The following is a 26,622-nucleotide window of genomic DNA, read 5'->3' as shown; positions in this document are numbered from 1 at the left end:
TGATTCAGCATATCGGCATGGCAGCAGGACAGATACTGAGCACCTCACACAGCTCGATCCAAGTGTCCGGTGATATGGCTGAAGCAGCTAGTCGTCAGCGTGAGGCTGTGGATATGGTGTCTACAGCATTCCATGAAATGGTTGCCACCGCTAGCGAGGTCGCTCGTTCCTGCAGCCTTGCCGCACGCTCGGCAGATAGCGGTCAGCAACAGGCTCGGGAAGGACAGCAGCAAATCGACGATGCCGTACGTAGCGTAGATCTGTTGAGCCAAGAGATTAATCAATCCGCCCAATCGATCAGGCAACTGGAGCTCGACAGCCATGACATCCAGTCGATCCTCAGCACCATTCGCGCTATCGCGGAACAAACAAACTTACTGGCCCTCAACGCAGCCATTGAGGCTGCCCGTGCGGGCGAGCAAGGGCGCGGTTTCGCTGTTGTCGCGGACGAGGTCCGCGCTTTAGCCAAGCGTACGGCTGACTCGACAGCTGAGATAGATGGTTTATTGGCTAATCTGGGTTTGCGCACCGCAGAAGTTGCAGAGAAGATGCATGCTAGCCTGGAGGTTTCACAACAATCAGTAAGTCGAATCGGTTTGGCACGTAATAGCTTCGGGCTTATTCGGGAGTCGATGGAGGTCATCCGCGACATGAACACGCAGATCGCCACGGCCGCGGAAGAACAGCATCAAGTAGCTGAAGACATTAACCGGCACATTCGCGCAATCCATGGCGATGCACAGAGTGTCGCTGAGCTTGCTGATGCAGCGCGCCGGGATTCTCATCGTCTTGCTGGGCTCTCCGCAGAGCTTGATCGATTGGTACAGCGGTTCAGGACCTGATGGTGCAGTTATGTATTTAGCTTCGAATCGTCGTCAATCACATGTTTGATCAGGTCGCGTGAAAATCTAGCAATTTGTCCGCCCCATTAAGAGTGCTCTGTATCGAAAGATGCGGAGCATTTTTCGTTTGTTACTGGTCACCGTGTATCTATTCCTGGAAAAAGCCTGAGCCTAACTTTATTGACTTCTCTACATAGGAGTTGTCTTCGACGTTCAAGTGGCATGCCAGTGTTTCGGCAGATGGTTGGCCAAGCTGATCGTAGAAATCACAAGTGGGTTATAGAGTATTATCATGTGGTTCAGGCCGAGGTTGATGCCCTCAATGCCCTTGATTGCTTCCAGGACCTTTGTTTTGATGCGCTTGAGCTATTCATGAGCCGGTAAGTTGAAATTTTTAGTTGTTACGTCTATGCAGATAGTTCCCTCCGGGAAAGCAGATCTGCGGCGTAGGCAGTGGGTTCGCATTCATGTTGAACCTCCTAAATTATGCAGGCAATGGGGCCACGTAGCGGGCCCCATCGCGACAGCCATATTTAGCGGTGGCTAACCACAACCGCTGGGTTATCTAGAGGGGCTGGGAATTGTTGAGCCCAGATTTCCTTGTCGATATTCACATCCTGAAAAGCACTAACGGACAGGATTGGCTCGGCAACTCCTGCTTTGCGTTGTTTGTCGTAATCCGCGAGTAGTCTGAGACCAACCTTGCACAATAGTGTCAGGGCGATCAGGTTGACCAAGGCGGAAAGGGTCATGGTGATGTCGGCAAATGCGAATACAGTTGATAGGTCTTCCATCGAGCCCCAGAGGATGAGTGCTAGCACGACTGCGCGGTAGCCTAGGAGCACCTTGCGGCTTTCACCAAGGATAAACTTCAGGTTGTTCTCGCCGAGGTAGTAGTTGTAGAGGATCGAGGTAAACACGAACAAAGCCAGTGCAGCGCTAATGAAAACGCGCCCCCAGTCGCCCACAACCGCAGCTAGTGAGTTCTGGGTCAGAACCAGACCGTCACCGGCAAAGCCGGCGGTGTAGAAGCCCGACAGCAGGATCAGCAGAGCAGTACAGGTACAAATCACAAACGTGTCGAAGAACACGCTAAACGCCTGCACCACACCTTGAGAAATTGGGTGTCTAACCTCGGCCACAGCCGCCACGTTGGGAGCACTGCCCAGGCCGGCTTCATTGGCGAACACGCCTCGTTTGACTCCCATCACGATGGCGCTGCCAATGAGGCCACCGAAAGCCTGGTCCAAGCCGAAGGCGCTTTTGATGATGGTCAGAAGCATCATTGGCACGTGATCGAACTGCAAAACAATCACGTAGAGTGTTACCACCACGTAGGCTAGCGTTTTCACCGGTACCAGCAGGTCTGCCACCTTCGCGATACGCTTGATTCCGCCGACGAATACCAGCCCAAGCACGACGGCAAGGACGATGCCCGAATGAGTGGGCTCGATGCCGAAGGCATTTTGAAGGGAGTGGGTCACAGCATGCGATTGCAGACCGTTGAATGAAAAGCCAAAAGTGACGATGAGCAAAATTGCCATCAGTACGCCGAGCCACCGCTTGTTCAGCCCGTATTCAATGTAGAAGGACGGCCCGCCGTAGAATTGGCCGCTGGCATCTTTACGCTTGTACAACTGAGCCAAGCTACATTCCATCAGCGTGGTCGCCATTCCAACCAGAGCTGTGACCCACATCCAGAAGACAGCACCCGGACCACCCATTGTTACAGCAACCCCAACACCGGCAATGTTGCCTGCACCTACCCGACCCGCGAGGCTTAACATGAGCGCTTGAAACGAGCTAATTTGCGCTGAGCTGCTGGTGAGGCTGTCTTTGAAAACTTTAAACATGTGCAGGAAATACCGAAGCTGCACAAAGCGTGTCTTGATGGTGAAATAAGTGCCTAGTCCGACGACCAGGACGATGAGCAGCTTTCCCGAAAGAAAACCATTGATGGCTTCGAGCATGGCGCAACCTCATTGTTATTTTTACTGGGGGTAGTGCGAGCTTCACGCGGCCGACTCAGCCGCGTGGTAAAGATATGATCCGCTCAGGCACGGTCTTGCAAAGCCTTGATGTGCTTCCACATCAGGGCGGGATTCGAATACATCGGGAAATGACCGCAATCAGGGATGCACGCCAGTTCCACGCCTTGTGCAGCGATATGGTCGAGGTAGGACAGGTGTGAGTTGGTTACCCCATACATGTATTGGCGCGGGAATGGTAGTGCGAGGAACTTGTCCATCAACTTAGCGTTGTCGGACAAATCCACCATCGATTCGAAAATGCCACGCACTGCGCCGGTCCGCACTTTATGCGCGAGGCTGGCCGCATATAGTGCACTTGCAGGATCCGAAGCCAACCGAGTGCGATCGATAAAGTCACGGAAGAAGCCCGCGTCGTCATCACGGTTATGATCATGGATCTGTCGACTGAGGAAGCAATCCTCAGGTGCAATGTTGCCTTCGATATCAACGAAACTTTGAATGCGATCAGGCTCCTCGTGAGCCAACACCAAGCCGGTCAGTCCACCCATGGAATGACCTACTAGATGGAACTTGTCGATTCCGAAATGCTTAAGCACGGCTTGCGCGGTTTTTACCAGAAAAGCGATGTTGATGCGCGAGAGGTCGGCGCACTCCGTTTCACCGCAGCCTGGCGCATCATAGGCAATGAAGGGGTGTCCTTCGAAAGACGCCTGCAGCGTGATATCGGCGTAATCCTCTTTGGTGGAACCGAAACCATGGAGGAACAGGATGGGCTTTTTTGGCCCGGTGCGGTGTATCACCGCCAGATCGAGCTGTACACCATCGATGTTCAGTGGGACTTTTTCATAGGTGAAGCGAGCTGCATGGGACACGGATACAAACTCCTATAACAGAGTCCCCAATGTTGAACTCGCCAAATGATTTGTAAAATACGAAGCCACGAACCCTGTCATACGCTTGGCCTATGACAGCAAATCTTGTCTTGCATGGTCGATCATTGCCTCCACCAATGGATTTTTGTGCTCGTTATGCCAGGCCATGGCCGTGATCACCACTTTTACTTCGGGATTGAGGGGGCGGATGAGCACGTTCTCCGGCGCGAGTTTACCCATAGACGTCGGTACCAATGCGATGCCCTGACCGCAACTGACAAAGGCGACTTGTGACGAAACGGACCGCACCTGGTGGACGATGCGCGGTGCGAAGCCGCTGGCTTTGCACTGCCCAACCAGGTAGTCGAAGTACACAGGACTCACATCCCGTGAAGCCATGACCAAGGTTTCGTCCGCCAGGGCTTGTAGAGAGATTGACTCCCTGGCAGCCAAGGGATGGTCTTTGGGTAACGCGACAGCCAGCCTATCTTCGGACAACGGCAAGGATTGAAGATGCCTGCCGAGATTCCCTTCCAGGCGTGCGAATGCAATGTCAATATCACCTGCCTCCAATGCGGGTATGGCTTCCGCGCTATCTATCTCTCGAACCGATACCGTGATCAACGGATGGTTCTGCTTGAAACGCTCGATCAATGGGGGAAGTACGTCGATCATGGCCGACGTAATCGCTCCGATAGTCACCACGCCGGCATGGCCTGCGACGGCTTCGTGAACCGCCAACTCTAGTCGCTCCAGTTGATCTGCGAATTTTCGGACCGCGGGGAGAATCGCGGCGCCGGCGGCAGTCAACTGTGCACCGCGGCGAGACCGGGTGAACAGTTGAACCCGAAGGGATTGTTCGAGCGCTTGGATTTGCTCGGTCAACGGCGGTTGCGACATGCCCAGCCGCTTGGCCGCGCGGCTGAAGTTTTGGTCTTCTGCCACAGCCAGGAACAGCCAGAGGTGGCGTATCAAGCGAAAGTTGATCACGGCGCTTTTCCATAGGTTTTGGATATAACAAGCTTAGCTTCTTCGTAATATACGTATCAAATTTCGGCGCAGATACTCAAGTCTCACCAACAAGAGGCCTGCAACCGATGAGCTTGAAAGCCCCGCTTGAACGCCTGGCCGTGCTCGACACCAACACAGTGTCGGACGCGCTGGACTTCCTCGAACTGCCTGGAGCCACTAACGGCCTGATGCCGCTCTGGAACTGCCCCAAAATTGTCGGCCGAGCCAGCACTGTGCAACTGGGGCCCAAGCAAGACGTGGCGCCCACGGTTCACCTTATTACCCCGGTAGTAGAGCAAGTCACCACCGATGACCGCGTGCTGGTGATCGCAGGTGGCGTCGACGGTATCTCCAGCTGGGGCGACATCCTGGCCAACGCAGCCCAACGCAAGGGCATCCGTGGTTCGATCATTGATGGCTTCAGCCGCGACATCCGCGGCAGCGCCGATATCGCTTACCCGGTCTTCGGTCGCGGCGTGACCATGATCAGCGCGCGCAACAGGCTCATCCAGGTCGACGCGGCCGTCAAAGTTCGCATGGTTGGCGTTGAGGTTGATGAAGGCGACTACGTGATCGCCGATGAATGCGGCACCGTTTTCGTCCCGGCCAATGCCATCGAGAAGGTGCTTGATCTGGCCGAGCGTATTGACCGGCGCCAAGCCGGCATGGTCGACGCCGTCCGCGCCGGTCGCTCGGTCGAAGAAGTGATGCACGACACGCAATTCGAAGCCATCAAGGTGGAGCACTGATATGAGCCTTTCTGATAAAGACCTGATTGCCTTGTTCGAAGGTTTGGATACCCCGGGTGTATCCGACGCGATGGACAAGCTGGGCCTTCCAGGCCAGGCCTTCGGTATCGCGCCATTGGCAAACTACAGCCAGGTCGTGGTCGGCCCTGCCTTCACTGTTCAGTACGTCAGTGCAAGTACACCGCCCGGCACAGTCGGTGACTTCATTGATGAAGTAGCACCAGGCGACGTGGTGGTCATCGCCAATGAGGGCCGTACCGATTGCACGGTGTGGGGCGACATCATGACCCAGTACGCACTGGCTCGGGGTATTGCCGGCACGGTCATTGACGGTGTCTGCCGCGATGTGAACAAGGCGCTGGGCGAAGGCTACCCGCTGTTCAGCAAAGGCCGTTTCATGCGTACCGGCAAGGATCGCGTGGAAGTCGTGGCCGTAAACCAGCCGGTGTCGGTTGGCCAAGCTCGAGTTTGCGCCCGCGATATCGTCGTCGCTGACGCCAATGGTGTCGTCATCGTCCCGCGCAATCGTGCGCAGGAGGTCGCCGAAACGGCACGTCGTATCGAACACGTCGAAGCGCAGATCCGCGAACAGATCGCCACTGGCAAAAGCCTCAAAGAAGCTCGTGCCGCCCTCGGTTACCACTCCCTGCAGAGTAAACAACCATGAGCCTTCCACACGATTATCAGAATATTGCAAAGGTCCTCGGCAGCTCCACCCTCTACGAGGCCTCTGGGCTGCCGTGTGCGGTCGACCGCGAGATTCGCGCTGTCTGGAAGGGCGCATTCATTGCCGCGCCTGCTTACCCGCTGCAGTGTTCGCCTGGTGACAACCTGGGCTTGCACTTGGCCGTGGCCAAAGCGCCGCGCGGTAGCGTCCTGGTCTGTGATTGCGCCGACTTCATTGCTGGCTACTGGGGTGAAGTGCTCACTGTGGCGGCGGAAGCCGCAGGCATTATCGGTTTGGTAATCAATGGCGGCGTACGCGACATCGCCGCGCTTGAAGCGCATGGCTTCCCGGTGTTCGCGCGGGGTATCTCGGTCAAAGGTACCGTCAAGGCGACCACGCCTTCAGTAGGCAAACCGTTCGACTTCAGCGGTGCACAAGTAAGCGCCGGCGATCTGGTCGTCGCGGACGAGGACGGTGTGATCATCATCCCGGCGGATGCAGTCGAACTCACGCTACGCGAAGGCCAGAAACGTGCGGACAAAGAGGCATTGTTCATGGCCAAGCTGCGCGAGGGTCACACCACCATGGACCTGATGGGCCTTACTCACCCGGAGGAACACGCGTGAGCCTGGAAACGCTGAACCGTCGCTTGGAGGCTGCCAAGCCTTCGGCAACCTACAAGATCATCGACCGCGTGGCTGCGCGACGCGCAGAAGGGGCGAAGATCATTTCGCTTTGCGCGGGTGAGCCTGACTTCGATACGCCAGAGCACATCCGTACCGCAGCCATCAGTGCAATCAACAATGGTCATACTCGTTACACCCAGGTGGCTGGCCTTCGTGCGTTGCGAGAAGCCATCGCGCGCAAATACCAGCGTGAAAATGGTCTCGACGTCAGCTGGCAGGACACGCTGGTTTGCAGTGGCGGCAAGCAAGTCATCTTCAATGCCCTGGCCGCAACCCTCAACGAAGGCGACGAAGTTGTGATCCCAGCGCCGTACTGGGTCAGCTATCCAGAAATGGTTGAGCTGTGTGGTGGCGAGTCGCGCATTATCGCCTGCGGCGCCGAGTCGAGCTTCAAGTTGACCCCGCAAGCACTGGCCGAAGCCATCGGCCCGAACACCCGCTGGCTGATCCTGAATTCGCCGTCAAACCCCACGGGCGCCGTGTACGATCGCGACGAATTGCAAGCTCTGGCTGAGGTGTTGTTAGCCCATCCGCAGGTTCTGATTCTGGCTGACGACATCTATGAGCACCTGATATTCGACGGCCGTAACTTCCTCACGCTTGCCCAGGTTGAACCACGGCTGGCTGCACGGACGTTGACCATGAACGGCGTGTCGAAGGCCTATGCCATGACGGGTTGGCGAATCGGGTTTGCTACCGGTCCTCGCTGGCTGCTCGAGGCGATGGAGAAGCTTCAGGGGCAGCAGACCTCAGGCGCCTGTTCCATATCGCAGCACGCTGCAATGGCTGCCCTCGACGGTCCGAAAGACTTTATCGCTCATAGCCGCGAAGTGTTCCAGCGGCGTCGCGACTTTATGGTCGAGCTGATCAACCAGGCGCCGGGCATTAGTTGCGAAGTTCCAGGAGGGGCTTTCTACGCTTTCGCCGACTGTTCTGGGCTGATCGGCAAGCGTTCTCCCGCCGGTTGTGAGTTGGTCAATGATGAGGCGGTAGCCCTGGCGTTGCTAGAGGAGGCCAACGTTGCAGTCGTTCAGGGCAGTGCTTTTGGTCTTTCTGGCTACCTCCGCATTGCTTACGCGCTCGATGACGATTCGCTGCGTGCGGCGTGTCAGGCTATCCACCGCTTCTGCGAGGACGCGCGATAGCTAGATACTAGATAGCCACGCTGAAGTAGAGCAGCGAAAGGCTGTACCTCCTCAATTGCATACGTGCGATACAGGTGGTGCAGCCTTCATATCAGCTTTGACCGGCGACCTCGCGCGGCCAGGCCGATTGGCGATCTCGAAGACTATCCAGGACGGGCGAGCGGGCTATGTCGAAAGTCGTATGCTGAGAACACACTGCTAGTTACTGAGATTTTGCTGACACTCAGGAGTGCAGCTCTCGTGAGATACAGCAGGCAGATAGCGTTGCGTGCATACACTAAACCTTCCTGTTGCTTTGATGCCAGTTGGCGAGCGCAGCCAGGCGTTGTTTAAGCGTGCTGAGCGCCTGCGGGTCAGCGTACTCAGCGATGTACCGCACGACTGACTCGGTGGTGGTGGGCAGAAAGCCGCCCCAAGTAACCTCGAAGTGGGCGAGGGCAGCCGCATAACTCTTCGACGTGTTCTCTCGAACGCTCGCCTCCAAGTACCTATCGGCCTTGCTGACAACTTCAACCAAACTCTCCGCTACGAGCCCTCGGTGGCTCTCTTCAACGCCTTAAATAGAGGTGCGACCCTCGCAGCGCCGCCCGCCAGTACCGACTAGATCCTCTTAAAATTCCACCAAGGGCATGCTGATATAATCAAGCTTCTTCGAAGCTTTACTTCCAGCTAGCTTTATCCAACCCTACCTCTCAATTTTTCATCTTCAGTTCAACATTGAAGTGATCACGTTTAAAGTGTAAACGAATCGCTAAAAACGGGCAGGGCGCGCAATAGGCAGCTGCACCTGATCATTTCGGCCTACCGCACGGCAACATGAAGCATGTGGAGCGATCATTTTTACTCAACTAAATGACTATTTAGTCGAGTTAGAATCTCATCAAGGGAAATCCTGGCTGGAGCAGGGTAGTATGGGGCTTTGAACAATCGGTAGTTTTTAAAATGGACCACAAAACTAACCCCTTGGTGCGCAGTACAGACATCTAAGATCTGCAGGAGGCGTGAGGGCTAATACCCTGGCCCACGTTAGCATTTTTTAGCACACCGTTAAAATTGCAGCCTGCATGAGAGTAAGTGCCCTTGGGGCAAAATCAACGTAAAACCGCACCCTGTAAACCACTTTTTACGTGTTAACCACAGTGACTACCACGTAAAAAAGTGATTTACAACGCCCAGAAATAAGCCTCGAAACCGACATTTCACTGTTGGACGCAGCCCATGTGAAAACGCCACGACCTGACGTCGGCTAGTGGGCCTGACAAGCATCAAATCTATTGTTCATTGGATCCCACCACCCGTAAAGTGGTAGGAACGACTTCTTGGATGCTGACCGGTCTCCTGTGACTGCTGCGGGTCAACATCGTCCAGGCTAGCGCACGGCAAACGTCGGACGTCGAACGCAGCGGTGACAGGAAGTAATTTGTGGACTCGGAGGAAAAACGCTGCCGTCAAGGAATTAGTTCCGAAAACGTCCTAAAAATTACTTCCGAGGACTGAAGCGTATTCGCAGATTTGTCTGAAACAGCGGCTTGATCTGTAGCTCAAGACAAATCACTGAAGGGCCTGATTTCTGGGGCTTTCGCATATTTGGCTGTGGTTTCGTATTTTTAGCTGAGGTCGGCAACTCCACACGCAGAGTCACAACGCATCCACACCAAGGTGCCCATAATGTATATTATGTTAAATAGAGTTTCTGGGCTGCGACGCCTTATTTGTCTGCGTTTCGTAATCCCTGGACGGTAATTTTCCAAACTCGGACGCTTCGACCGAAGGAAATTCAAAGCCCTGCCCTTGTCTGCGCCACGCACAAGAACGTGCGCATGTTCTCCATGGCGCTGCCTCAAAAAACGACGGAAGCCTGTGTAATTCAATGAGTCATGACGGCCCCCACATTGACCCTCAAAAAATACTGCGCTATAAACACTCACAGTTTCTATTGTGCCTGACGCTTACCTCCAATCTCTTGATGCCAGATTCCATGACCGATACAGCCAAGCCGATCAAAAGCGCCAAGCCACGAAGCCGCTCATCCATCGGGGCTGTGCGCAGCCCTCAAAGCACCGAAGCGATTCTTGATGCGGCAACTGCCATCCTCAAGGAAAATGGGTACAAAGCGTTCACCATGGACGCATTGGTAGAGCGTGCAGGCTCCAGCAAACCCACCATCTATAGATGGTGGCGCAGTAAAGGCGCATTACTGCGCGATGTGTATGAGCGTGCAGCTGTGACGTTCGTTACATCCCCCGATACCGGAAACCTCGAGCAAGACCTGATCGAGCACTTGCGATCCTTGTGGGTGTGGTGGCGCTCATCCAGTGCTGGCGAGACGCTGCGCAGTGTGTTTATCGAAATTCAACTCGACATCGAAGCCATCGAGGAGTTTCGTACAGCCTTTCTTCCCCGCCGCGAGCGAACACTGCGGAAAATTTTTGCCAGAGCTGTGAGCAGAGGTGAAATCGTCGAAGGGCCGGCCATTGATGCTGCCGTAGCAATGCTGACCGGGACATCCTGGTTGCACTTGGTCACCGCAAATCTGGACAACCTGGAAGACATCGATCGTTCGGTTGCGCTTGTTGTACGAGGCCTTCGCATCGGCTGATGCCTTACAGGGAATAAATGCCGATGTTTTCTAACGCCCATAACGACACTGATAGTTTTTATAGGTTGCCCATCCTCCACTCGCGCCAACCGTGCGTAGGCATTTTTTGCGTCAGAGAATCCCGTTCATGAACACCAGAAAACACCGGGCTTTTAGAAGGGTTCCATCTACGTTACGCCATAGCGCGTACACCTCTATCGCCGTGCTGCTAGGCGCCCTCACCGGCTGCGCATTCAGTGACCTGACAACCAGCGCCCATATGAATACGCCGCAGGGTATGGAGCAGACCCTGGCCGATAGCGACATCAAGCTGTCACCTGCTGCGTGGCCCAGTGAAACCTGGTGGACCAGTTACAACGACGCTCAACTCAATGTGTTGGTCGTAGAGGCGCTGTCCGGTAGCCCGACGCTGCGTGCCGCGGCCGCGCGCGTGCATCAGGCCAATGCTCTGGAAGACATAGAGGGGGCATCGCTGTTGCCTCATGCAGAGGTTGGCATGAGTGTTACCCGCGAGCACTTCAGCTCCAACGGCACAACGCCTGCGCCGGCAAAAGGAACTTGGCAGAACGTCCATCTGGGTACGTTCAACCTAGGCTACGAACTGGACTTCTGGGGAAAGAACCGCGAGGCAGTGAACGCTGCGGTCGGGCGCCGTCATGCCCTGGAGGTAGACGAGCATGCGGCAGCACTCATGCTCTCGACTTCGGTGGTACAGACATACATAGCCTTGCAGGACAACTACGAGCAACTGGACCTGGCCCAAGCACTGCTGGATCAGCAGGAGCAGATTGAGAAGCTGACTCTGCAGCGATTTGCCGCCGAATTGGGTACGCAGATAGACATTAAGCAATCTCAAGCAGCTCTTCCTGCCAGCCGGGCCAACATCGCTGCGCTGAAGGAAGTGATCGAGCTCAACCAGAACAAATTGGCTTCGCTCTTGGGTAAAGGACCTGACCGTGGCCGAACAATCACACGGCCACATATGCGGGCAAGCAGTACTGTGACCCTGCCAACGGATCTTCCCGCCGAACTTATCGGTCACCGCCCGGATGTCGTAGCCCAGCGCTGGCGAGTAGAGGCATCAGGGCACGAGATCGAAGTCGCCAAGGCGCGGTTCTACCCCAACGTGAACCTCACTTCTTTCATTGGCATGCAGAGCCTTGCATTCGACACCTTCAACGACCACAGCAGTCGCATCCTCGGTGTATCCCCGGCCATCAGCTTGCCAATCTTCGAAGGGGGTCGCCTGCGTGGCAACCTTGATGCGCAGAATGCAGCCTACGACCTAGCAGTAGAGAACTACAACCAGACAGTCATCGATGCGTTGCGAGACATTGCCGACCAGATTGCATCCCTGCGTTGGCTCAAAGAACGCTTGGCCCAACAAAACGAGGCTGTCGCTACGGCCCAGGCGGCCTCAGATCTGGTCAACAGTCGCTATGCGGCTGGCCTGGCAACTTACCTGCAGGTACTCGCCACACAAAACGCTACGTTGTCCGAGAAACGACAACTCGTCACTTTGCAGTCTCGTGCACTTTCCTTGCAGGCGAACCTCAGCCGAGCGCTGGGGGGCGGATATCGCCCTCAAATTCAACCTGATGCCGACGTAACTTCCACAGCAGCCCAAAAATCATGACCAGCAAAACACCGACACCCTCCTCCCCAGAGCAAGCCAGACCCTTCCGCTCCCCACAGTTGCTGTTGGCCCTGGCCATCGTGCTACTGGTCATGGTCCTTGGAGGCTGGTACGCGACCCGTATGGGCGCAGAGTCTACCGATGATGCCTACGTTGAGGGCAATATCGTCCAGGTTACGTCCCAAGTCAGTGGTACGGTAACGGTCATCAGTGGTGACAACACCGATTATGTTGCTGCTCATAGCCCGCTGGTGACTCTCAACGCAGTAGATGCCGAAATTCAGTTCGAGCGTGCCAAGTCCAACCTGGCGAGGGCGGTGCGCCAAGCACGAACCCAGTATTACCAGGTTCAGCAACTGGAAGCCGAGGTCAGCCAGCGCAAGAACGACGTGCGCAAGGCCCAGGACGATGTGCGTCGACGTAATCAGCTCGCGTCCAGCGGCGCCGTGTCGCGGGAAGAGATCAGCCATACTCAAGAGGTGCTGAAAAACGCAGTTGCGGGCCTTGAGGGAACCCAGCACGCGCTGGCGGTTCGTCTGGCGATGGTCGATAACACTACGCTGCGCACGCACCCAGACGTCTTGGTGGCCGCAAGCAATTTGCGGGATGCATACATCGCGTTGCACCGTACGCAAATCAGCTCGCCAGTGAGCGGGCTGATCACCAAACGCACTGTTCAAGTCGGTCAGCGAATCAATCCCGGCGTGGCGTTGATGTCGGTGGTGCCGGTCGATCAGGTCTGGGTCAACGCCAACTTCAAAGAGTCCCAGATCGAAGACTTACGTATTGGCCAACCGGTCGAACTTCGCGCCGATGCTTACAGCCGTGACATCGTCTTCCACGGCACCATCGTAGGCTTGGATGCCGGCACAGGTAGCGCGTTCTCCCTGATGCCCGCGCAGAACGCAACAGGCAACTGGATCAAAGTGACCCAGCGCGTACCTGTGCGCATCGCCCTGGATGCCCAAGAAGTGCAACGGCACCCATTGCGTCTCGGCCTGTCCATGCGGGTCTCGGTAGATACACACGATCAAAACGGTGCTGTGTTGAACACGGCCAGCCCTACCCGTCCGGCCTACAGCACTTCCATTTTCGACAACGAGCTCAAGGATGCCAATCAGGTTGTTGAGCAGGTGATCAGCGCCAACGAGGATCGTGGGCGTGACAACCAAAGTGTCAAGCTGTAACGAGGGGCATCATGTACCGGAAAAATGCTGCCCTACTTGTAACGGTCGGATTGCTTTGCGCACTGGAGTATCTGCAGGCCGGAATGATTGCCTTCGCCTCGGCGCCGATTCGCGGTGAGATCGACGCCAGCCCTGAAGAATTCACACTTGTCGCGGCGCTTTATGCCTGCATTGCCGTTGTGGTGATCTCCAAGCAGCGCTGGCTGGTGGAGAGGCTCGGGTGGCGTAACTTCATGCTGGGTTCTATCAGCATCTTCGTAGTTGGCGCGCTGGTCTGTGGAGTCAGCGACGACTTGACGACCTTTACCGCAGGCAGAGTGATAATGGCACTGGGCGGCGCATCTTTCATGACGTCGGCCCGCCTGATGGTCAATTTCCTGCCCCCAGGACCAGGCCGTTTTATCGGTGTAAAAGTGTTCGCCACCGGGTTGGCCGTCGGCACCGCTTCCGCACCTTTCATTTCGTCCATGGTGGTTATTGAGGATACCTGGCATGCGATTTTCTGGGTTCTGATTACCGGGGCCCTGGCCGCTGGCTTGCTGGGTATGCGATTCCTACCCCGTGCGCCCGCTCCGATTGACGATCGAACACCCTCGACGCCTGCGAACATTCTGCTGTTGTCCGTGAGCAGCTTCTTTCTCTTGTACGTGTTGCAACGCTCCTACTACGACTTCTATAACGAGACATTCATTCTCGTTACATTCTCACTGTTAGCAGCGCTGGGGCTGTACATCTTCTTCCACGCCGAACACCGCAAAGACGCTCCGTTCCTCAAGGTCAGGGACCTCATGCAACCACGCTACCTACTCGGTGTCGCACTCTTCTGCTTCACCTATGTGGTACTGGGCGCAAATAACTACATGCTGCCGTACTTTCTGCAGACAGGCCTTGGATACTCTTGGGATACCATCGGGACTTTCCAGGCGTTTGGGCTCGGCGGTGCACTGGTGACGTGGCTGATCATGGCCGTGCTCATTCCGAAATTCCCGGCCCCGAAGAAATTCTTCCTTGCAGGCTTCGGCGCGCTGACAGGGTTTGGCTGGCTAATGTCATCCATCACAACGGACGCCAACATGTGGTCGAACATCTTGCCTGCGCTGTTCTTGAATGGCTGCTTCGTGATGCTGGTACTGGCAACTGCGGCCATGCAGACCTTCCGCGATGTAACCCATCACGACACACTGTTCGCCCACGCCTACCAAATCAAAAGCATGCTAGGTCAGATTGCCATGGCCATGGGTACAGCAGTGGCTACCTTGTTCCTGCAGTGGCGCACGACACTCCAGTACAACAATTTGAATGGACACTTCAGCCCCGGGGACCCTGTGTATCTTGAACAGTCGCAGCACCTTGCGCAGGCCCTGACACCTCAGGTCGGCACGGCGGCGGCGAACCAGATCTCACTGTCGATGCTGACACAGAACCTCCACCAGCAATCAACCCTGATTGCCAGCATGGAATACTTCTGGTTTGTAATCGTTGTCGCGGTCATGGCACTGGGGGTATCGGCGGTTCAAAGAACCTTCAGGTGATTTGCCATCACGAAATCGTCAATGCGTTACGCCGGTATCCCGGTGAAAGAAGCCGGCATAGATCGCCGCTGGGTCAACCGGGCGGCGCAGTTCGCCATCCGATAGCCGCAGCCGTGGGAAAGCCGTGCTAGAAAAAAGAGCCGTCCGTACCCGAACGATACGGACGACCCAAAAACCAAAGCAGCGGTGCCGGGATAAAACTCAGAAAGGATATGGTTGGCCCGACGGCTCCACCGTTACCCATTTCACCTCAGTGAACTCTTCGATCACTGCACTGCCATCGAAGCGGCCATATCCGCTTTTCTTCATGCCGCCGTAAGGCGCCTGCGGCTCGTTTTGCACGGTCGCACCATTGATGTGAACGCAGCCAGCATCCAGTCGGCTGGCGAGGCCGAGTGCTTTGGTGACGTCACGGCTGAAAATCGAAGATGAAAGACCGTAGGCTGTGTCGTTGGCAACGGCCAAGGCCTGCTCGGCCCCTTTTACCCTGACGATAGTGGTTACCGGGCCAAAGGTCTCCTCATCGTAGATGGCCATTTCCCGGGTCACGCAGTCGACCAATGTCGGGCCCATCAGTGCGCTCTGGGCGAGCCCCCCAGTGACAATTTTGGCTCCCTTGTTAACCGCATCATCCAGCAGATGATTGATCCGCTGTACGGAACCTTGACCAATCATGGGGCCGATCACACAGGCTGGAGATTTCGTCGGCAAGCCCGTCTCGAGTGCGTTGACGCGCTCGGCAAAGCGGGCAACGAACGCATCTGCCACGGTTTCGTCCACCACGAAGCGCTCCGTGGACATGCAAATCTGCCCCTGATACAAGAACGCGCCGAACACCGCTGCATTCACAGCACCCTCGATATCCGCGTCATCCAGCACGATGAATGGCGCTTTGCCACCCAGCTCCAGCAGACAACGTTTCAGATGGCTTGCACAGGTTTGCGCAATCATGCGGCCAACCTTGGTTGAGCCTGTGAAATTGACGCGCCGTACAGTGTCATGGGCAACCAGTGCTTCGGTAACCGCCGCAGCATCTTCCGGAGCACTGATCAGAAAGTTGAGAACGCCCGCTGGCAAGCCGGCTTCGTAGAATGCCTCAGCCAGCAAAGCATGGGTGCGCGGGCTGCTCTCGGACCCCTTGAAGATCACCGTATTGCCGCACGCCAGTGGATACGCGATCGCCCGCGCGCCAAGAATGACCGGACCGTTCCATGGCACGATCGAAAGTACCGTACCGACCGGTTGGCGCAGGGTCATAGACAGAGCGCCTGGCTTGTCGGTGGGTATGGTTTCGCCCTTGATCTGCGTGGTCATTGCAGCAGCTTCACGCAGCAGGTTTGCAGATGCCCCCACATTGAATTGCGCCCACAGCTGCGAGGCACCGATTTCATCGGCCATTGCGACGCAGAAATCCGTCATCTTGGCTTCGAGTGCATCGGCGGCGGCCAGCAAGATACGACGACGCTCTGTTGGCCCTGTACCAGCCCAGGTTTGGAACGCTCGCTGGGACGATTCTGCGGCACGCAGTGCGTCTGCAACGCTGCAAGCGGCACCGACGCTGACAGTATGCGAGCTGATAGGATCGACTCGTTGATAGGTCTTGCCGTCGGATGCGGATTGCTTCTGGTTATCTATCACCAGTTGTACAGTCATGGTACATACCTCTAGGTAACAAAAAAATCAGGCTGCTAACACTGCTGGCATCCGCAAGATCGGCTTGATGGTCACGCCACGCTCGCTATCCGCCATGGCTTCGTTGACCTGATCGAACTCATAGAACTTGCATAGCTTGTCGAACGGGAACCGACCTTGCAGGTAGAGATCCACAAGCTTCGGAATGAACGCGTTGGCGACCACGTCGCCCTGGACGATACCCATGATGCGTTTGCCAGGGATCATCACTTCGTTGATGTTAAACGCTACTTCAGTTCCGAACTTGGTCGCGCCAACGATGCCGCAGGTGCCAAGCGTGGCCAGTGCATCGATGGCCTGGCGCAGCACTTCCGCGCGACCCGAACACTCCAGGCTGTAATTGGCGCCGCCTGCGGTAATCTGTTGTATGCGCCCGACCGGGTTTTCTTCACAGCTGTTAATGACATGTGTCGCACCGAGTTCCAGCGCCAATTGAAGCCGGCTCGGGGTGACATCCACCGCGATGATGGTGGTCGCACCAGCAATACGGGCAGCCATGACTGAGGCCAGGCCGACTGCTCCTGCGCCGAAGGCGACGAAACTGGAGCCAGCCTCGACCTTCAGTGCGTTCAGTACAGACCCTGCACCTGTCTGAATACCGCAACCCAGTGGCCCCAGCAATTCCAGCGGTGCCTCTTTGGCGACCTTGACCACGTTGCGTTCGTTGGCGATGGCATACGTCGAGAAGGATGACTGACCAAAGAAATGATCATGTATTGGCGTGCCCGATTCACAGCCGCAGCTTGAAGTACTTCCATCCAAGCGACCGCCGCCAAAGTTCAGCGGGTGCATGTGGGTGCAGTGCGCCGGGTGTCCTGTCTCACAAGGCAGGCACAGGCCGCAGGACATGTAGGTCATCACAACATGATCACCCGGCTTGACCGTCGTCACCGCAGAGCCGACCGCATCGACCACACCCGCGCCCTCGTGGCCGAGAATGATGGGCATCGGTGTAGGGAACAGTTGGTCGCGAACCACCATATCGGTGTGACAGACACCCGATGCCACAACCCGTACACGCACTTCAGTGGGACCGGGTGCTTCGATCAGCACATCCTCGACATTCAGAGGTGCACCTGACTCTCGCAGGACTGCCGCCTGGATACGCATCTTCTGCATGTTATCGTGGGACATTTGCTTCTCCTCGAATACTCACACTGGCCAGCGGCGCGGATCAGGCTGGTTGCAGGGCACGTGGTCGCTGGCTTCGCTCGGTCGCTTTCTCGCTCACTGCAGGGCGCAAACAAAAGTCGAAGGTCATTTCGGCAAAGCGCCCTTCCACACCCCTTGCCTTGGAGCGCTCAGCGTCGTCGACAAATTGGATATCGCCGATCAGGCCGTCACGGGTTGCGTAGGCGAAGTCATCCCACAGGTACTTGTCGTTGGACAGGTTGATCTGGGTAGTGAGATGTTCATGCCCAGGCGCGGAGATGAAGAAATGCACGTGCGCTGGACGCTGCCCGTGTCTGCCAAGCGTATCGAGACACTCCTGGGTAGGGCCGGCCGGGTTGCAGCCATATCCGGATGGTACGATGCTGCGCGCGCGGTACCGGCCCTGCTCATCCGTGATGATCCGGCGGCGCAGGTTGTACTCGGATTGACTCTTGTCGAAGTAGGAGTAATTCCCTTCAGTGTTGGCTTGCCACAGGTCCACGATCGCACCTGCAATCGGCTGTCCCTGCAAGTCGACCACCTGCCCCTCAAGGAACATCACGGTCGCACGGTCATCCTCAGTCCCGTCATCCATGCGCGCGACACCTTCGCAGATCGGAGCGCCTGCGACATAGAGTGGGCCCTCGATAGTGCGCGGGGTTCCGCCAGTACGGCCCGCGGCTTCATCCTTGGCATCGGCCAGAAGATCAAGAAAGTGTTCAATACCCAGGCCGGCGACGAGCAAACCGGCTTCGTTCTTGGCACCCAGACGGTTCAGGTAGTCGACCGCTTTCCAGAATTCGTTTTCGGTAATTTCCAGGTCTTCGATTAGTCGCGCGACATCCTGCAGCACGCGCAGGATTATCTGTTTGCAGCGAGCATCGCCCTGGTCGTGATCAAAGCCGGCAGCTTGACGGAAAAACGCTTGAATTTCAGGCAGGTTGGAAATAGTGATCGCCATGGTGATGACACCTTCTTATATGTGTTCTGAGCGAGGCAAGGCATCAGCGCCCTGCCCTATCTTGGAATTGGATCAAGCCGCTTGCGCGTGCAAGCCGAGCTGCTCACGGGCCTGCAGCAGGTCTTCCTGCATGTCGTGATTCCACAGCCAGTCGAACCGCTCGGCGAGTACCTTGCCGAGCCGTTCCTTGTCTTCCAGTACCGCCGGGTCACGGAACTCGTAGAGTTCGCCAGCTTCCCAAGAGGTCCGCTGCACGCGGCATGCACGTGGCCGGCGTACTGCGTCATAGGCGTCGAGCACTGCCTGTGGACGCTTCTCCAGCACTTTCGGGTCAGCCAGCAGGCGCGCCAGCAGCCACGCATCCTCCAGCCCTTGCCCAGCACCAGCGCCCTGGTGCGGCAACATGGCATGGGCAGCGTCCCCGATCAGGCCGACACGGCCATAGACGTAACCCGGCAACTCCGCCAGATCGTGAAGTGCCCACAGCGAAGGCGTTGGAATGCATTCCAGAAGCACCTGCGCGGCGTCATCCCAGCCCTCGAACGCGGTCAGCATTTCTGCTTGTGTTGCGTTACGCACCCAAGGCGCGTCGCTGGGCCAGACCGGGTTTGGTTGACTACGATCGGAGATGAACGCGACGACGTTGATCAAGCGCCCTTGCTTGACCGGGAAGGTGAGGATGTGGCCGTCCAGCCCAAGGTACATCTGTGGAACATCGATAAGATGCTCATCAACGCCACGTGCCCGGTAGGCTTCGCGCAGTTGCTGGCTGTCAATGAGGCCTCGGTAGGCACAGGTACCGCTGAAACGAGGCGCAGCAAGTGGCTGGTTCAAGCCTTGCAGCACATGGTCACGGATCGAAGACTTGATGCCATCGGCACCGATCAACACGTCGCAGCGATGCTCAGTGCCATCAGTGAACGTTACTTGAACCTGTTCACCGTCCTGCTCCACGCGCTGGGCACGTTTGCCAAACTGGGCGATGCCCTCAGGGAGCTGGCTGGCCAGGGCGTCGAGGAAGTCGGCACGATGCACAGACGATTGCCCGACACCCTCGGCAACGCTGCACCCCAGATACTTGGCATCGCGCCCCATACGCCATTCGAACCAGATGTCCTGCCAAGGCGCAGGCGTGCTGTCAGCGATGTTGCGGTAGGGCTCGGCGATACCGAGGCCAGCGATGGCGCGCACGGCATTGGCGCCGAAGGAGACGCCTGCGCCTACTTCACCGAAAGCGGGCGCTGCTTCGAACAGTTGGACATTCAGATGAGCGTGACGGCACAGATCCAGTGCCAGAGCAACGCCTGCGATACCACCACCGATAATCGAGACGTTCAGAGCAGAAGTAGAGGTTTGCATAGCAAGGTACCCTTGGGGCTGATTGTTATTGGAGTTCACGGATGATTACCGCTGCGTCGCTATTGATAAATACCGTGAAACCCATAAACGACATCACAGCTATGAATATTGCTCGCGAACACGAACGTCATGCGTTACCTGATTTCAAGCACGCAGGCCGACGTTCAAGCCGCTGAACACGCGCCCATCAGGAAGCCGCCTGCGTGCTGATCTGCACAGGCGACAGCACCTTGCGGTGCTTCAGAAAGACCAGGATCGCTGCCGCGCCAATGGCACCGGGTATGGCAAAAACCAGGAAGCTGGCCTGCAATGGCAAGTTTGACCCATGCAATAGCCCGCCAAGTACCGGGCCGATGATTGCCCCGGTTCGCCCTATTCCCATTGCCCAGCCCAACCCCGTGGACCGCACATGCGGCGGGTAATACTGCACAGCGCAAGCATTGGCCAGAATTTGAGTGCCGATGGTGCAAGCTCCAGCAATGGCGATCAGCAGATACAGCACCGCCAAAGGCGCCTTTATTGCCAGCAGGCTTAATGACAAGGCGCCGCAGGCAAAGAACATCAGCAAGACCTTGGTGATGCCCACCCGGTCGCCGAGCCAGCCACCTGCGATAGCGCCGACAATGGCGCCACCGTTCAGCACCAGCAGGAACGCCAAGCTCGAATTGAGTCCGTAACCTGCGCTGTTCATTATCTTGGGCAACCACGAACTCAACGCGTACACCATCAACAAGCAGCAGAAGAATGCGACCCACAAGGCCAAGGTGCTGACGAGGCGGCCATCACGGAACAGCTCCCCGATCGAGGCGGTTGAGCCACGCGCAACCGAATGAACCAACTGATCGTCTGCTTCGGGCAAGTAGCTTGGCGTCGTTTGCGCCAACAAGGATTTGGCCCGCTCGATTTGCCCGCTGCGCAGCAGAAAGTCCATCGACTCCGGCAACTGCCGCAGCAGCAGCGGGAGTATCAGCATCGGGATCAAGGCAACGTAGAATACCGCCTGCCATCCCCACTGCGGGATGAACAGCATACCCAGCCCCGCGGATAACATCCCGCCCAGCGAATAGCCGCTGAACATAATCGCAACCAAGGTGCTGCGTGATTTTTGCGGGGCGTATTCATTCATCAGGGCCACGACGTTCGGCATCACGCCACCGATCCCAAGCCCCGCAATGAAGCGACACAGCGCGAAGGCCGCAGGACTGGATGCAAGACCGTTCAATGCGGTGACGCCGCTAAACAGCAGCACACATATCATGATGGTCTTGCGGCGACCGACCCGGTCTGAGATCGATCCGAAAAACAAGGCGCCCAACATCATCCCGACCAGCGCACAGCTACCCAGTGCGCCCGCTTGCACTGCACTGAGCCCCCATTCGGTCATTAACGACGGCAACACCACGCCGTAGATCACCAGGTCGTAGCCGTCGAAGATGATGATAAGTGCGCACCAGACCAGAATTCGCGCATGAAAGGCATTGAAACGCGCCCCGTTTATCAGGGCCGAAACGTCGATTGTTCGCATGGCATTGCTCATTCTTGTAATTGTTATGGCGGGGCTTCAACCCCCTTGTTACGCCCTCAGCACCGTGGTGTGTCGCTGGACGGTGACCAACAGGCTGAAGTGCGCTGAGGGTCATCATGACCAAGCCGACAGTGGTCTCACATGCAGCGAAACGAATAACCAGTATTTCCATCCTGAATATTCGTCACCACTTCACACACCTGATGCCGATATGGGAAATGCTTTCATCTAACGCCTGGAGCGAGCATGCAGGGGTACGGTTCGGCCAGGGAGAGCAGAGAGAGCAGAGAGAGCAGAGAGAGCAGAGAGAGGTCAGGCTGGGGTTGCTGCCCTCCTCTGCGTTACGCCTGCAGCGCGCGCGGCCGCAAGCTGTGTTGTTCGTCGGGAGTTTCAGCTGCCGGTTGCAACTGGAAGTCAAAGGACAGTTCCGCAAAGCGCCCTTCTACACCTTGTTTGGCGGCCAGACCCGCATCCTCGATAAAGCGCACTTCCCTGATCAGCCCTTCGCGCGTGGCATAGGCAAAGTCATCCCAGAGGTACTTGCCCCCTATGGCTCACAAACGTAGCCGGAAGGAACAATGCTGCGAGCACGGTACCGACCGTCTGCATCGGTGATGATTCACAATGACAAGCGTGGTACTCAGCGATCATCCTCATGAATCGACGAAGGATGACGGCACAGGCCGGTCACTTCGATGTCCATGTAGGGGAACAGCGGCAGTTGCATGAGGGTGTCGTGCAGCGCTTCGACGCTGTCCACGTCGAACACACTGAAGTTGGCGTAGTGGCCGGCAATGCGCCACAGATGACGCCACTTGCCCTCACGCTGCAGGCGCTGGGCCAGTTCCTTTTCGTCAGCCTTCAAGCGGGCAGCCACTTGCGGGTCCATGTCCACTGGCAGCTTTACAGTCATCTTCACGTGAAACAGCATTTGCCAAATCTCCTATAAAAGGTTTCAAGTACGACGAAATCGGGCCAGGCGGTCTTCATCGAGCGTCAGCCCGAGGCCCGGCGTGGCAGGGACGTGCAACTGGAAGTCGCGGTACACAGGCGCTTCGGTCACGATTTCTTCGGTGAGCAGCAGTGGGCCGAACAGCTCCGTGTGCCATTGCATCTGATCCAGGGTGATGAACGCATGGGCCGATGCCAGGGTGCCCACTGCCCCTTCCAGCATGGTCCCGCCATACAGCGCAATGCCTGCTGCCTGGGCAATCTGGGCGGTGCGCAGCACGGCGCGAGGGCCGCCATTCTTGGCGATCTTCAGCGCGAAAATGCTGGCAGCGCCATCGGCCGCCAGACTGAAAGCGTCCTCGACACTTTCGATGGATTCGTCCGCCATGATGGGCGCCGGGCTGCGCTGGTTAAGCCGCACTTGCCCGCTTCGGTTGATCCGCGAAATCGGCTGTTCGATCAGGTCGATGCCGTTTTCACCCAGCACCTGGCAGCCCCTGATGGCCTGAGACTCGGTCCAGTATTGGTTGACGTCGACACGTACGCTGGCGCGATCGCCCAATGCTTTCTTGATGGCCACCACATGGACAAGGTCATGCTCCAGGGCATTGGCACCAATTTTGAGTTTGAAGATGCGGTGGCGACGTTGCTCGAGCATACACTCGGCTTCTTCGATGTCCTTGCCGGTGTCGCCACTGGCAAGGGTCCAGGCCACCTCCAGGGCATCACGCACCCGGCCGCCCAGCAACTCGCTGACAGGTAGCCCCAACCGCTTGCCTTGGGCATCGAGCAACGCCGTTTCCACTGCTGAGCGGGCGAATGTGTTGCCCTTGATGGCTTTGTCCAGGCGATGCATCGCCGCATTGATGTTCTCTGCGTCCTGGCCGATCAGCAAAGGCGCGAAGTAGCTGTCCAGGTTGCTCTTGATGCTTTCTGGGCTTTCATTGCCGTAGGCGAGCCCGCCAATGGTGGTGGCCTCACCGATCCCCTCGATGCCGTCGCTACACAACAAACGAAGGATGACCAGTGTCTGGCTGCGCATGGTGTGCATGGCCAGCTTGTGCGGGCGAATGGTCGGCAAGTCGACGATGATCGTCTCAAGGCGCTCGATTCGGGCTGCTTTCATTTCGGATTCCATTACGCAAGGTAGAGGCTGGGGTGCGATGCCATTGCATCAATACCCATAGGATCTTGTTTCGTGTACCGTAGGATCGACCCATCGCATTCATTGAGTCCAATATTGTTTTCATCTCGAACAATACTCAGGAGGTATCGTGGATCTCAGGCATGTTCGTTACTTCCAGGCAGTCGCGAAAACCTTGAATTTCACCCGCGCTGCCGAGCGTCTGAACATCGCCAGCCGCCCCTGAGTCGCCAGATTCAGCAGTTGGAAGAACATCTGGGCACAGCATTGCTTGAGCGCAGACAACCGACGCAGGCCGGTTTTTCTATGAGCAGAGCGTCACCTTGCTCAAGCAGCTTGAACAGGTATGCGAAAACACCAGGCGTATAGGTGACGGGCAGCGGCAATGGTTTGGCATAGGCTTTGCGCTGTCCACGCTCTATGCCGTACTGCCGGAGCTGATTACAGGTCTCACCGTGGGCCAGTGACATCAGTCCCATAACCCAGCGCTGCCTGGCAATCATCTCGACCATCAATCGTTAAGCGACGACGAGGCATCATGGAATTACGCGACCTGGACTTGAACCTGCTGCTGGTGTTCAACCAACTGCTGATCGACCGCAAGGTTTCCACCGCTGCTGAGCATCTTGAGCTGACCCAGCCTGCGATGAGCAATGCGCTCAAGCGACTGCGCACGGCACTGCAGGACGAACTGTTCGTTCGCACCTATCAGGGCATGGAGCCCACACCTTATGCGTTGCAACTGGCTGAACCGGTGACACTCGCAATTCAAACGTTACGAGACGCGCTCGGTCGACAGGATGTGTTCGACCCCCGCACTTGCAACCGGCGCTTCACCATGGCCATGACCGACATCGGCGAAATCTACTTCATGCCCAAGTTGATGGACGCTTTGGCTGAGCTTGCGCCAGGCTGCACCATCAGCACGCTGCGCAATACCGCCGATACCCTTGCCGAAGGTTTGCAAAACGGGACCATCGATCTGGCGGTCGGGTTGTTGCCCCATTTGCAAGCAGGTTTCTTCCAGCGCCGCCTGTTCCATCATCGCTACGTGTGCCTATGCCGGGCAGGCCACCCCGCTACGCGGGAGCCCTTGACCGTAGAGCGTTTCACCCAGTATGACCACGTCAGGGTCGTTGCCGCTAATACAGGTCACGGCGAAGTCGATACTTTCTATTCAAGAGCAGGCGTGGTGCGCAACGTGCGCCTGGAAGTTCCCCACTTCGTTGCAGTGGGCCACATTCTGCAGCGAACCGACCTGCTAGCAACGGTGCCAGAGCGATTCGCGATCAGCTGTGAAGGCCCTTTCGACCTGTGTATATTGCCGCCCCCGGTTGAACTGCCGAACATCGAAATCAACCTGTTCTGGCATGCCCGCTTCAATAAAGACCCCGCCAATCGCTGGCTGCGACAACTGATGTTCGACCTGTTCTCGGATCACGAAACACCCGTTCGATAACCATTTAACGGTTGCGCTAGCCTTAACAAGGGATCTGAAGGCCCTCGCCTTAATCGACTTCTCAAAGGAACAATGCCGTGCTCAACGTGCGCACCACAGCAGAAACCGATGATCTTGATGTGTTGATCAAAGCCTTGGCACACCCGATCCGTCGTCAAATACTCTCGTGGCTGAAACAGCCTGCTGTGCACTTTCCCGATCAGTCTTATGGGCACGAATTCGGCGTCTGTGCTCAGCAGATCTCACGGCGCTGTGATCTCGCCCAATCGACAATGTCGACACACCTGGCGCAATTGCAAAGGGGCGGACTGATCCTGGTGAACCGACAAGGGCAAAGCAAGTTTTTCAGCCGCAATGAGGCGCTGATCGAAAGCATGCTGAAGGCCTTGCAAGATGCGCTGTAAATAAAAGTGAGCCTTCGTTATCACTCACGGAGGCTCATCCTGCCCAGTGCTGACGCATTGAGTTACCCGCGGTCCGCTGGTAACCGGTTAACCATGAAGTCGACGAAAGCCTTTATCTTGGGCAATGGTTGCCGGCTCGACGGCCACAATATAGTGAAATTGCGCCGATCTGACACATACGCTTCCAACAAAGATACCAGTCGCCCCTGTGCAAGAGCATCGACCAGTATGAAGTCGGGAAGGCAGGCAATACCCTGCCCGGCTTCAGCCATTGCCAGCAAGGGATCGATGGCATTGGCGACCGCACTTTGAGGAAGGTCCAGATGCACGGGTTTGCCGTGTTCGCTCAACGGCCAGGCATCCAGCTTGCCGCTCGAGGGATAGCGATAGTGTAAACACGCGTGACTTACCAACTCCGAGGGACGCTTCGGCGTGCCACGTTGTTCAAGATAGCCTGGAGTAGCGACGATGCGATGACTGAAACCCTGCAGTCTGCGCATCATCAATCTTGAGTCCTCTACTTCACCTATACGCATGACCGCGTCAAACCCCTCCTCGATCACATTCACGAGGCGATCACTGAAGTCCATCTCCAGCTCCACGGCTGGGTAGGTCTGTTGAAATGCGATCAGGTGGGGCATCAGGCGCATCCCCAACTGCGGCAAACTCAGTCGCAGCTTACCTTGCGGTTTTGCCGCCGACTGATGCAGTTCGCGCTCAGCCACCTCGAGTTCGGCGAAAATTCGGTGGCAGCGCTCCAGGAATAGCGCGCCTTCTGGTGTAAGGGTGATGGCTCGGGTGGAACGATGAAACAGCCGTACGCCAAGCCGCTCTTCCAGCCGGGCAATGGCTTTGCCGATAGCGGATGAGGACACCTCCAGACGCCTGCCGGCCTCCGTGAAACTGCGTGCTTCCGCGGCATAGACAAACGCCCCCAAGCCCCCCATCTGATCCATCATCGCAGACATTATTGCATCCAATTATTCCTGAATGTTCGGAATTGTAGCTTATTTTTCTTCACGATAATCCTCTCTATAGTCGTCCAACCGCTGTTGTCG

At 56.7% G+C, this 26,622-nt stretch carries 22 protein-coding genes and 2 pseudogenes; 12 read left to right on the top strand and 12 right to left on the bottom strand.

What is annotated here, in order from left to right; translation table 11 throughout:
* Positions 1–17 precede the first annotated feature (17 nt).
* Entirely contained in the window at positions 18–842 is an 825-nt protein-coding gene (locus UIA24_RS23265) for a methyl-accepting chemotaxis protein (protein WP_442963008.1), read from the top strand.
* A gap of 533 nt (positions 843–1,375) precedes the next feature.
* Here UIA24_RS23265 and UIA24_RS07950 read toward each other — a convergent pair.
* From UIA24_RS07950 to UIA24_RS07940, 3 genes are all read right to left on the bottom strand, one after another.
* Positions 1,376–2,812: an alanine/glycine:cation symporter family protein gene (locus UIA24_RS07950; RefSeq protein ID WP_330522578.1), complete on the bottom strand. Its 1,437-nt coding sequence runs from the start codon at positions 2,810–2,812 to the stop codon at positions 1,376–1,378.
* Positions 2,813–2,895: 83 nt separating this feature from the next.
* Positions 2,896–3,705 carry an alpha/beta fold hydrolase gene (locus UIA24_RS07945; RefSeq protein ID WP_330522577.1) on the bottom strand — a complete coding sequence of 270 codons (810 nt, stop codon included), beginning with the start codon at positions 3,703–3,705 and terminating at the stop codon, positions 2,896–2,898.
* A 90-nt stretch (positions 3,706–3,795) separates the two neighbouring features.
* Complete coding sequence (locus UIA24_RS07940) at positions 3,796–4,695, bottom strand: LysR substrate-binding domain-containing protein (RefSeq protein ID WP_330522576.1); 900 nt, start codon at positions 4,693–4,695, stop codon at positions 3,796–3,798.
* Positions 4,696–4,802: 107 nt separating this feature from the next.
* Between UIA24_RS07940 and UIA24_RS07935 the strand changes: the two genes are divergently transcribed.
* The 8 genes from UIA24_RS07935 (at position 4,803) to UIA24_RS07900 (ending at position 14,917) form a co-directional block, all read left to right on the top strand.
* Positions 4,803–5,465: an RraA family protein gene (locus UIA24_RS07935; protein WP_330522575.1), complete on the top strand. Its 663-nt coding sequence runs from the start codon at positions 4,803–4,805 to the stop codon at positions 5,463–5,465.
* Position 5,466: 1 nt separating this feature from the next.
* The gene (locus tag UIA24_RS07930) at positions 5,467–6,132 is read left to right on the top strand and encodes an RraA family protein (RefSeq protein ID WP_330522574.1); all 666 of its coding nucleotides are present in this window, start codon (positions 5,467–5,469) and stop codon (positions 6,130–6,132) included.
* Positions 6,129–6,758, top strand: a complete 630-nt coding sequence (locus tag UIA24_RS07925) for an RraA family protein (protein WP_330522573.1) — start codon at positions 6,129–6,131, stop codon at positions 6,756–6,758. Before UIA24_RS07930 ends, UIA24_RS07925 begins: the two co-directional genes overlap by 4 nt.
* A complete protein-coding gene (locus UIA24_RS07920; protein ID WP_330522572.1) occupies positions 6,755–7,963 on the top strand; it encodes a pyridoxal phosphate-dependent aminotransferase in 1,209 nt (402 codons plus the stop codon). The genes UIA24_RS07925 and UIA24_RS07920 overlap by 4 nt, the downstream gene beginning before the upstream one ends.
* Before the next feature lie 1,870 nt (positions 7,964–9,833).
* The gene (locus UIA24_RS07915) at positions 9,834–10,562 is read left to right on the top strand and encodes a TetR/AcrR family transcriptional regulator (RefSeq protein WP_330522571.1); all 729 of its coding nucleotides are present in this window, start codon (positions 9,834–9,836) and stop codon (positions 10,560–10,562) included.
* Between the two features lie 127 nt (positions 10,563–10,689).
* Positions 10,690–12,198 (top strand): efflux transporter outer membrane subunit, encoded by a 1,509-nt coding sequence (locus UIA24_RS07910; RefSeq protein ID WP_330522570.1) that lies wholly within the window; start codon positions 10,690–10,692, stop codon positions 12,196–12,198.
* Positions 12,195–13,385: an HlyD family secretion protein gene (locus UIA24_RS07905; protein WP_330522569.1), complete on the top strand. Its 1,191-nt coding sequence runs from the start codon at positions 12,195–12,197 to the stop codon at positions 13,383–13,385. Before UIA24_RS07910 ends, UIA24_RS07905 begins: the two co-directional genes overlap by 4 nt.
* Before the next feature lie 11 nt (positions 13,386–13,396).
* Positions 13,397–14,917, top strand: coding sequence for an MFS transporter (locus UIA24_RS07900; protein ID WP_330522568.1), 1,521 nt, complete (start codon positions 13,397–13,399; stop codon positions 14,915–14,917).
* A gap of 201 nt (positions 14,918–15,118) precedes the next feature.
* On the opposite strand, the gene UIA24_RS07895 is transcribed toward UIA24_RS07900, so the two are convergent.
* The 8 genes and pseudogenes from UIA24_RS07895 to UIA24_RS07860 all read right to left on the bottom strand — a co-directional run bounded on the left by UIA24_RS07895 (position 15,119) and on the right by UIA24_RS07860 (position 23,683).
* Positions 15,119–16,570, bottom strand: coding sequence for an aldehyde dehydrogenase (locus UIA24_RS07895; RefSeq protein ID WP_330522567.1), 1,452 nt, complete (start codon positions 16,568–16,570; stop codon positions 15,119–15,121).
* 27 nt (positions 16,571–16,597) lie between these two features.
* The gene (locus tag UIA24_RS07890) at positions 16,598–17,743 is read right to left on the bottom strand and encodes an NAD(P)-dependent alcohol dehydrogenase (RefSeq protein WP_330522566.1); all 1,146 of its coding nucleotides are present in this window, start codon (positions 17,741–17,743) and stop codon (positions 16,598–16,600) included.
* 40 nt (positions 17,744–17,783) lie between these two features.
* Complete coding sequence (gene catA, locus UIA24_RS07885; protein ID WP_330522565.1) at positions 17,784–18,722, bottom strand: catechol 1,2-dioxygenase; 939 nt, start codon at positions 18,720–18,722, stop codon at positions 17,784–17,786.
* A gap of 72 nt (positions 18,723–18,794) precedes the next feature.
* On the bottom strand, positions 18,795–20,081 hold the full coding sequence (gene salA / locus UIA24_RS07880; RefSeq protein WP_330522564.1) for a salicylate 1-monooxygenase: 1,287 nt from the start codon (positions 20,079–20,081) through the stop codon (positions 18,795–18,797).
* Between the two features lie 187 nt (positions 20,082–20,268).
* Entirely contained in the window at positions 20,269–21,606 is a 1,338-nt protein-coding gene (locus tag UIA24_RS07875) for an MFS transporter (protein WP_330522563.1), read from the bottom strand.
* Between the two features lie 341 nt (positions 21,607–21,947).
* Positions 21,948–22,225: pseudogene (locus UIA24_RS07870) on the bottom strand (catechol 1,2-dioxygenase); the annotation flags it as partial.
* Between the two features lie 21 nt (positions 22,226–22,246).
* Positions 22,247–22,537, bottom strand: coding sequence for a muconolactone Delta-isomerase (gene catC / locus UIA24_RS07865; protein WP_014756783.1), 291 nt, complete (start codon positions 22,535–22,537; stop codon positions 22,247–22,249).
* Positions 22,538–22,561: 24 nt separating this feature from the next.
* The gene (locus UIA24_RS07860) at positions 22,562–23,683 is read right to left on the bottom strand and encodes a muconate cycloisomerase family protein (protein ID WP_330522562.1); all 1,122 of its coding nucleotides are present in this window, start codon (positions 23,681–23,683) and stop codon (positions 22,562–22,564) included.
* 148 nt (positions 23,684–23,831) lie between these two features.
* Between UIA24_RS07860 and UIA24_RS07855 the strand changes: the two are divergent.
* The 3 genes and pseudogenes from UIA24_RS07855 to UIA24_RS07845 form a co-directional block, all read left to right on the top strand.
* Positions 23,832–24,153, top strand: a pseudogene (locus tag UIA24_RS07855) (LysR family transcriptional regulator); the annotation flags it as partial.
* Positions 24,154–24,239: 86 nt separating this feature from the next.
* A complete protein-coding gene (locus UIA24_RS07850) occupies positions 24,240–25,160 on the top strand; it encodes a LysR family transcriptional regulator (RefSeq protein WP_330522561.1) in 921 nt (306 codons plus the stop codon).
* 77 nt (positions 25,161–25,237) lie between these two features.
* Positions 25,238–25,564 (top strand): ArsR/SmtB family transcription factor, encoded by a 327-nt coding sequence (locus tag UIA24_RS07845; protein WP_330522560.1) that lies wholly within the window; start codon positions 25,238–25,240, stop codon positions 25,562–25,564.
* A gap of 62 nt (positions 25,565–25,626) precedes the next feature.
* Here the strand turns inward: UIA24_RS07845 and UIA24_RS07840 are convergent, their stop codons facing one another.
* Positions 25,627–26,520 (bottom strand): LysR family transcriptional regulator, encoded by an 894-nt coding sequence (locus UIA24_RS07840; protein ID WP_330522737.1) that lies wholly within the window; start codon positions 26,518–26,520, stop codon positions 25,627–25,629.
* Positions 26,521–26,622: the final 102 nt, after the last annotated feature.

Source organism: Pseudomonas sp. AL 58 (assembly GCF_036348395.1).
Lineage (GTDB): Bacteria > Pseudomonadota > Gammaproteobacteria > Pseudomonadales > Pseudomonadaceae > Aquipseudomonas > Aquipseudomonas defluvii.
This window is presented reverse-complemented; position numbering and strand designations above follow the sequence as displayed.

Excerpts from the sequence above, each read along its gene's own strand:
- UIA24_RS23265 (WP_442963008.1), top strand. The coding sequence starts at position 18 with ATGGCAGCAGGACAGATACTGAGCACCTCACACAGCTCGATCCAAGTG.
- UIA24_RS07950 (WP_330522578.1), bottom strand. The coding sequence starts at position 2,812 with ATGCTCGAAGCCATCAATGGTTTTCTTTCGGGAAAGCTGCTCATCGTC.
- UIA24_RS07935 (WP_330522575.1), top strand. The coding sequence starts at position 4,803 with ATGAGCTTGAAAGCCCCGCTTGAACGCCTGGCCGTGCTCGACACCAAC.
- UIA24_RS07930 (WP_330522574.1), top strand. The coding sequence starts at position 5,467 with ATGAGCCTTTCTGATAAAGACCTGATTGCCTTGTTCGAAGGTTTGGAT.
- UIA24_RS07925 (WP_330522573.1), top strand. The coding sequence starts at position 6,129 with ATGAGCCTTCCACACGATTATCAGAATATTGCAAAGGTCCTCGGCAGC.
- UIA24_RS07915 (WP_330522571.1), top strand. The coding sequence starts at position 9,834 with ATGAGTCATGACGGCCCCCACATTGACCCTCAAAAAATACTGCGCTAT.
- UIA24_RS07910 (WP_330522570.1), top strand. The coding sequence starts at position 10,690 with ATGAACACCAGAAAACACCGGGCTTTTAGAAGGGTTCCATCTACGTTA.
- UIA24_RS07905 (WP_330522569.1), top strand. The coding sequence starts at position 12,195 with ATGACCAGCAAAACACCGACACCCTCCTCCCCAGAGCAAGCCAGACCC.
- UIA24_RS07900 (WP_330522568.1), top strand. The coding sequence starts at position 13,397 with ATGTACCGGAAAAATGCTGCCCTACTTGTAACGGTCGGATTGCTTTGC.
- UIA24_RS07895 (WP_330522567.1), bottom strand. The coding sequence starts at position 16,570 with ATGACTGTACAACTGGTGATAGATAACCAGAAGCAATCCGCATCCGAC.
- UIA24_RS07890 (WP_330522566.1), bottom strand. The coding sequence starts at position 17,743 with ATGTCCCACGATAACATGCAGAAGATGCGTATCCAGGCGGCAGTCCTG.
- catA (WP_330522565.1), bottom strand. The coding sequence starts at position 18,722 with ATGGCGATCACTATTTCCAACCTGCCTGAAATTCAAGCGTTTTTCCGT.
- salA (WP_330522564.1), bottom strand. The coding sequence starts at position 20,081 with ATGCAAACCTCTACTTCTGCTCTGAACGTCTCGATTATCGGTGGTGGT.
- UIA24_RS07875 (WP_330522563.1), bottom strand. The coding sequence starts at position 21,606 with ATGCGAACAATCGACGTTTCGGCCCTGATAAACGGGGCGCGTTTCAAT.
- catC (WP_014756783.1), bottom strand. The coding sequence starts at position 22,537 with ATGCTGTTTCACGTGAAGATGACTGTAAAGCTGCCAGTGGACATGGAC.
- UIA24_RS07860 (WP_330522562.1), bottom strand. The coding sequence starts at position 23,683 with ATGAAAGCAGCCCGAATCGAGCGCCTTGAGACGATCATCGTCGACTTG.
- UIA24_RS07850 (WP_330522561.1), top strand. The coding sequence starts at position 24,240 with ATGGAATTACGCGACCTGGACTTGAACCTGCTGCTGGTGTTCAACCAA.
- UIA24_RS07840 (WP_330522737.1), bottom strand. The coding sequence starts at position 26,520 with ATGGATCAGATGGGGGGCTTGGGGGCGTTTGTCTATGCCGCGGAAGCA.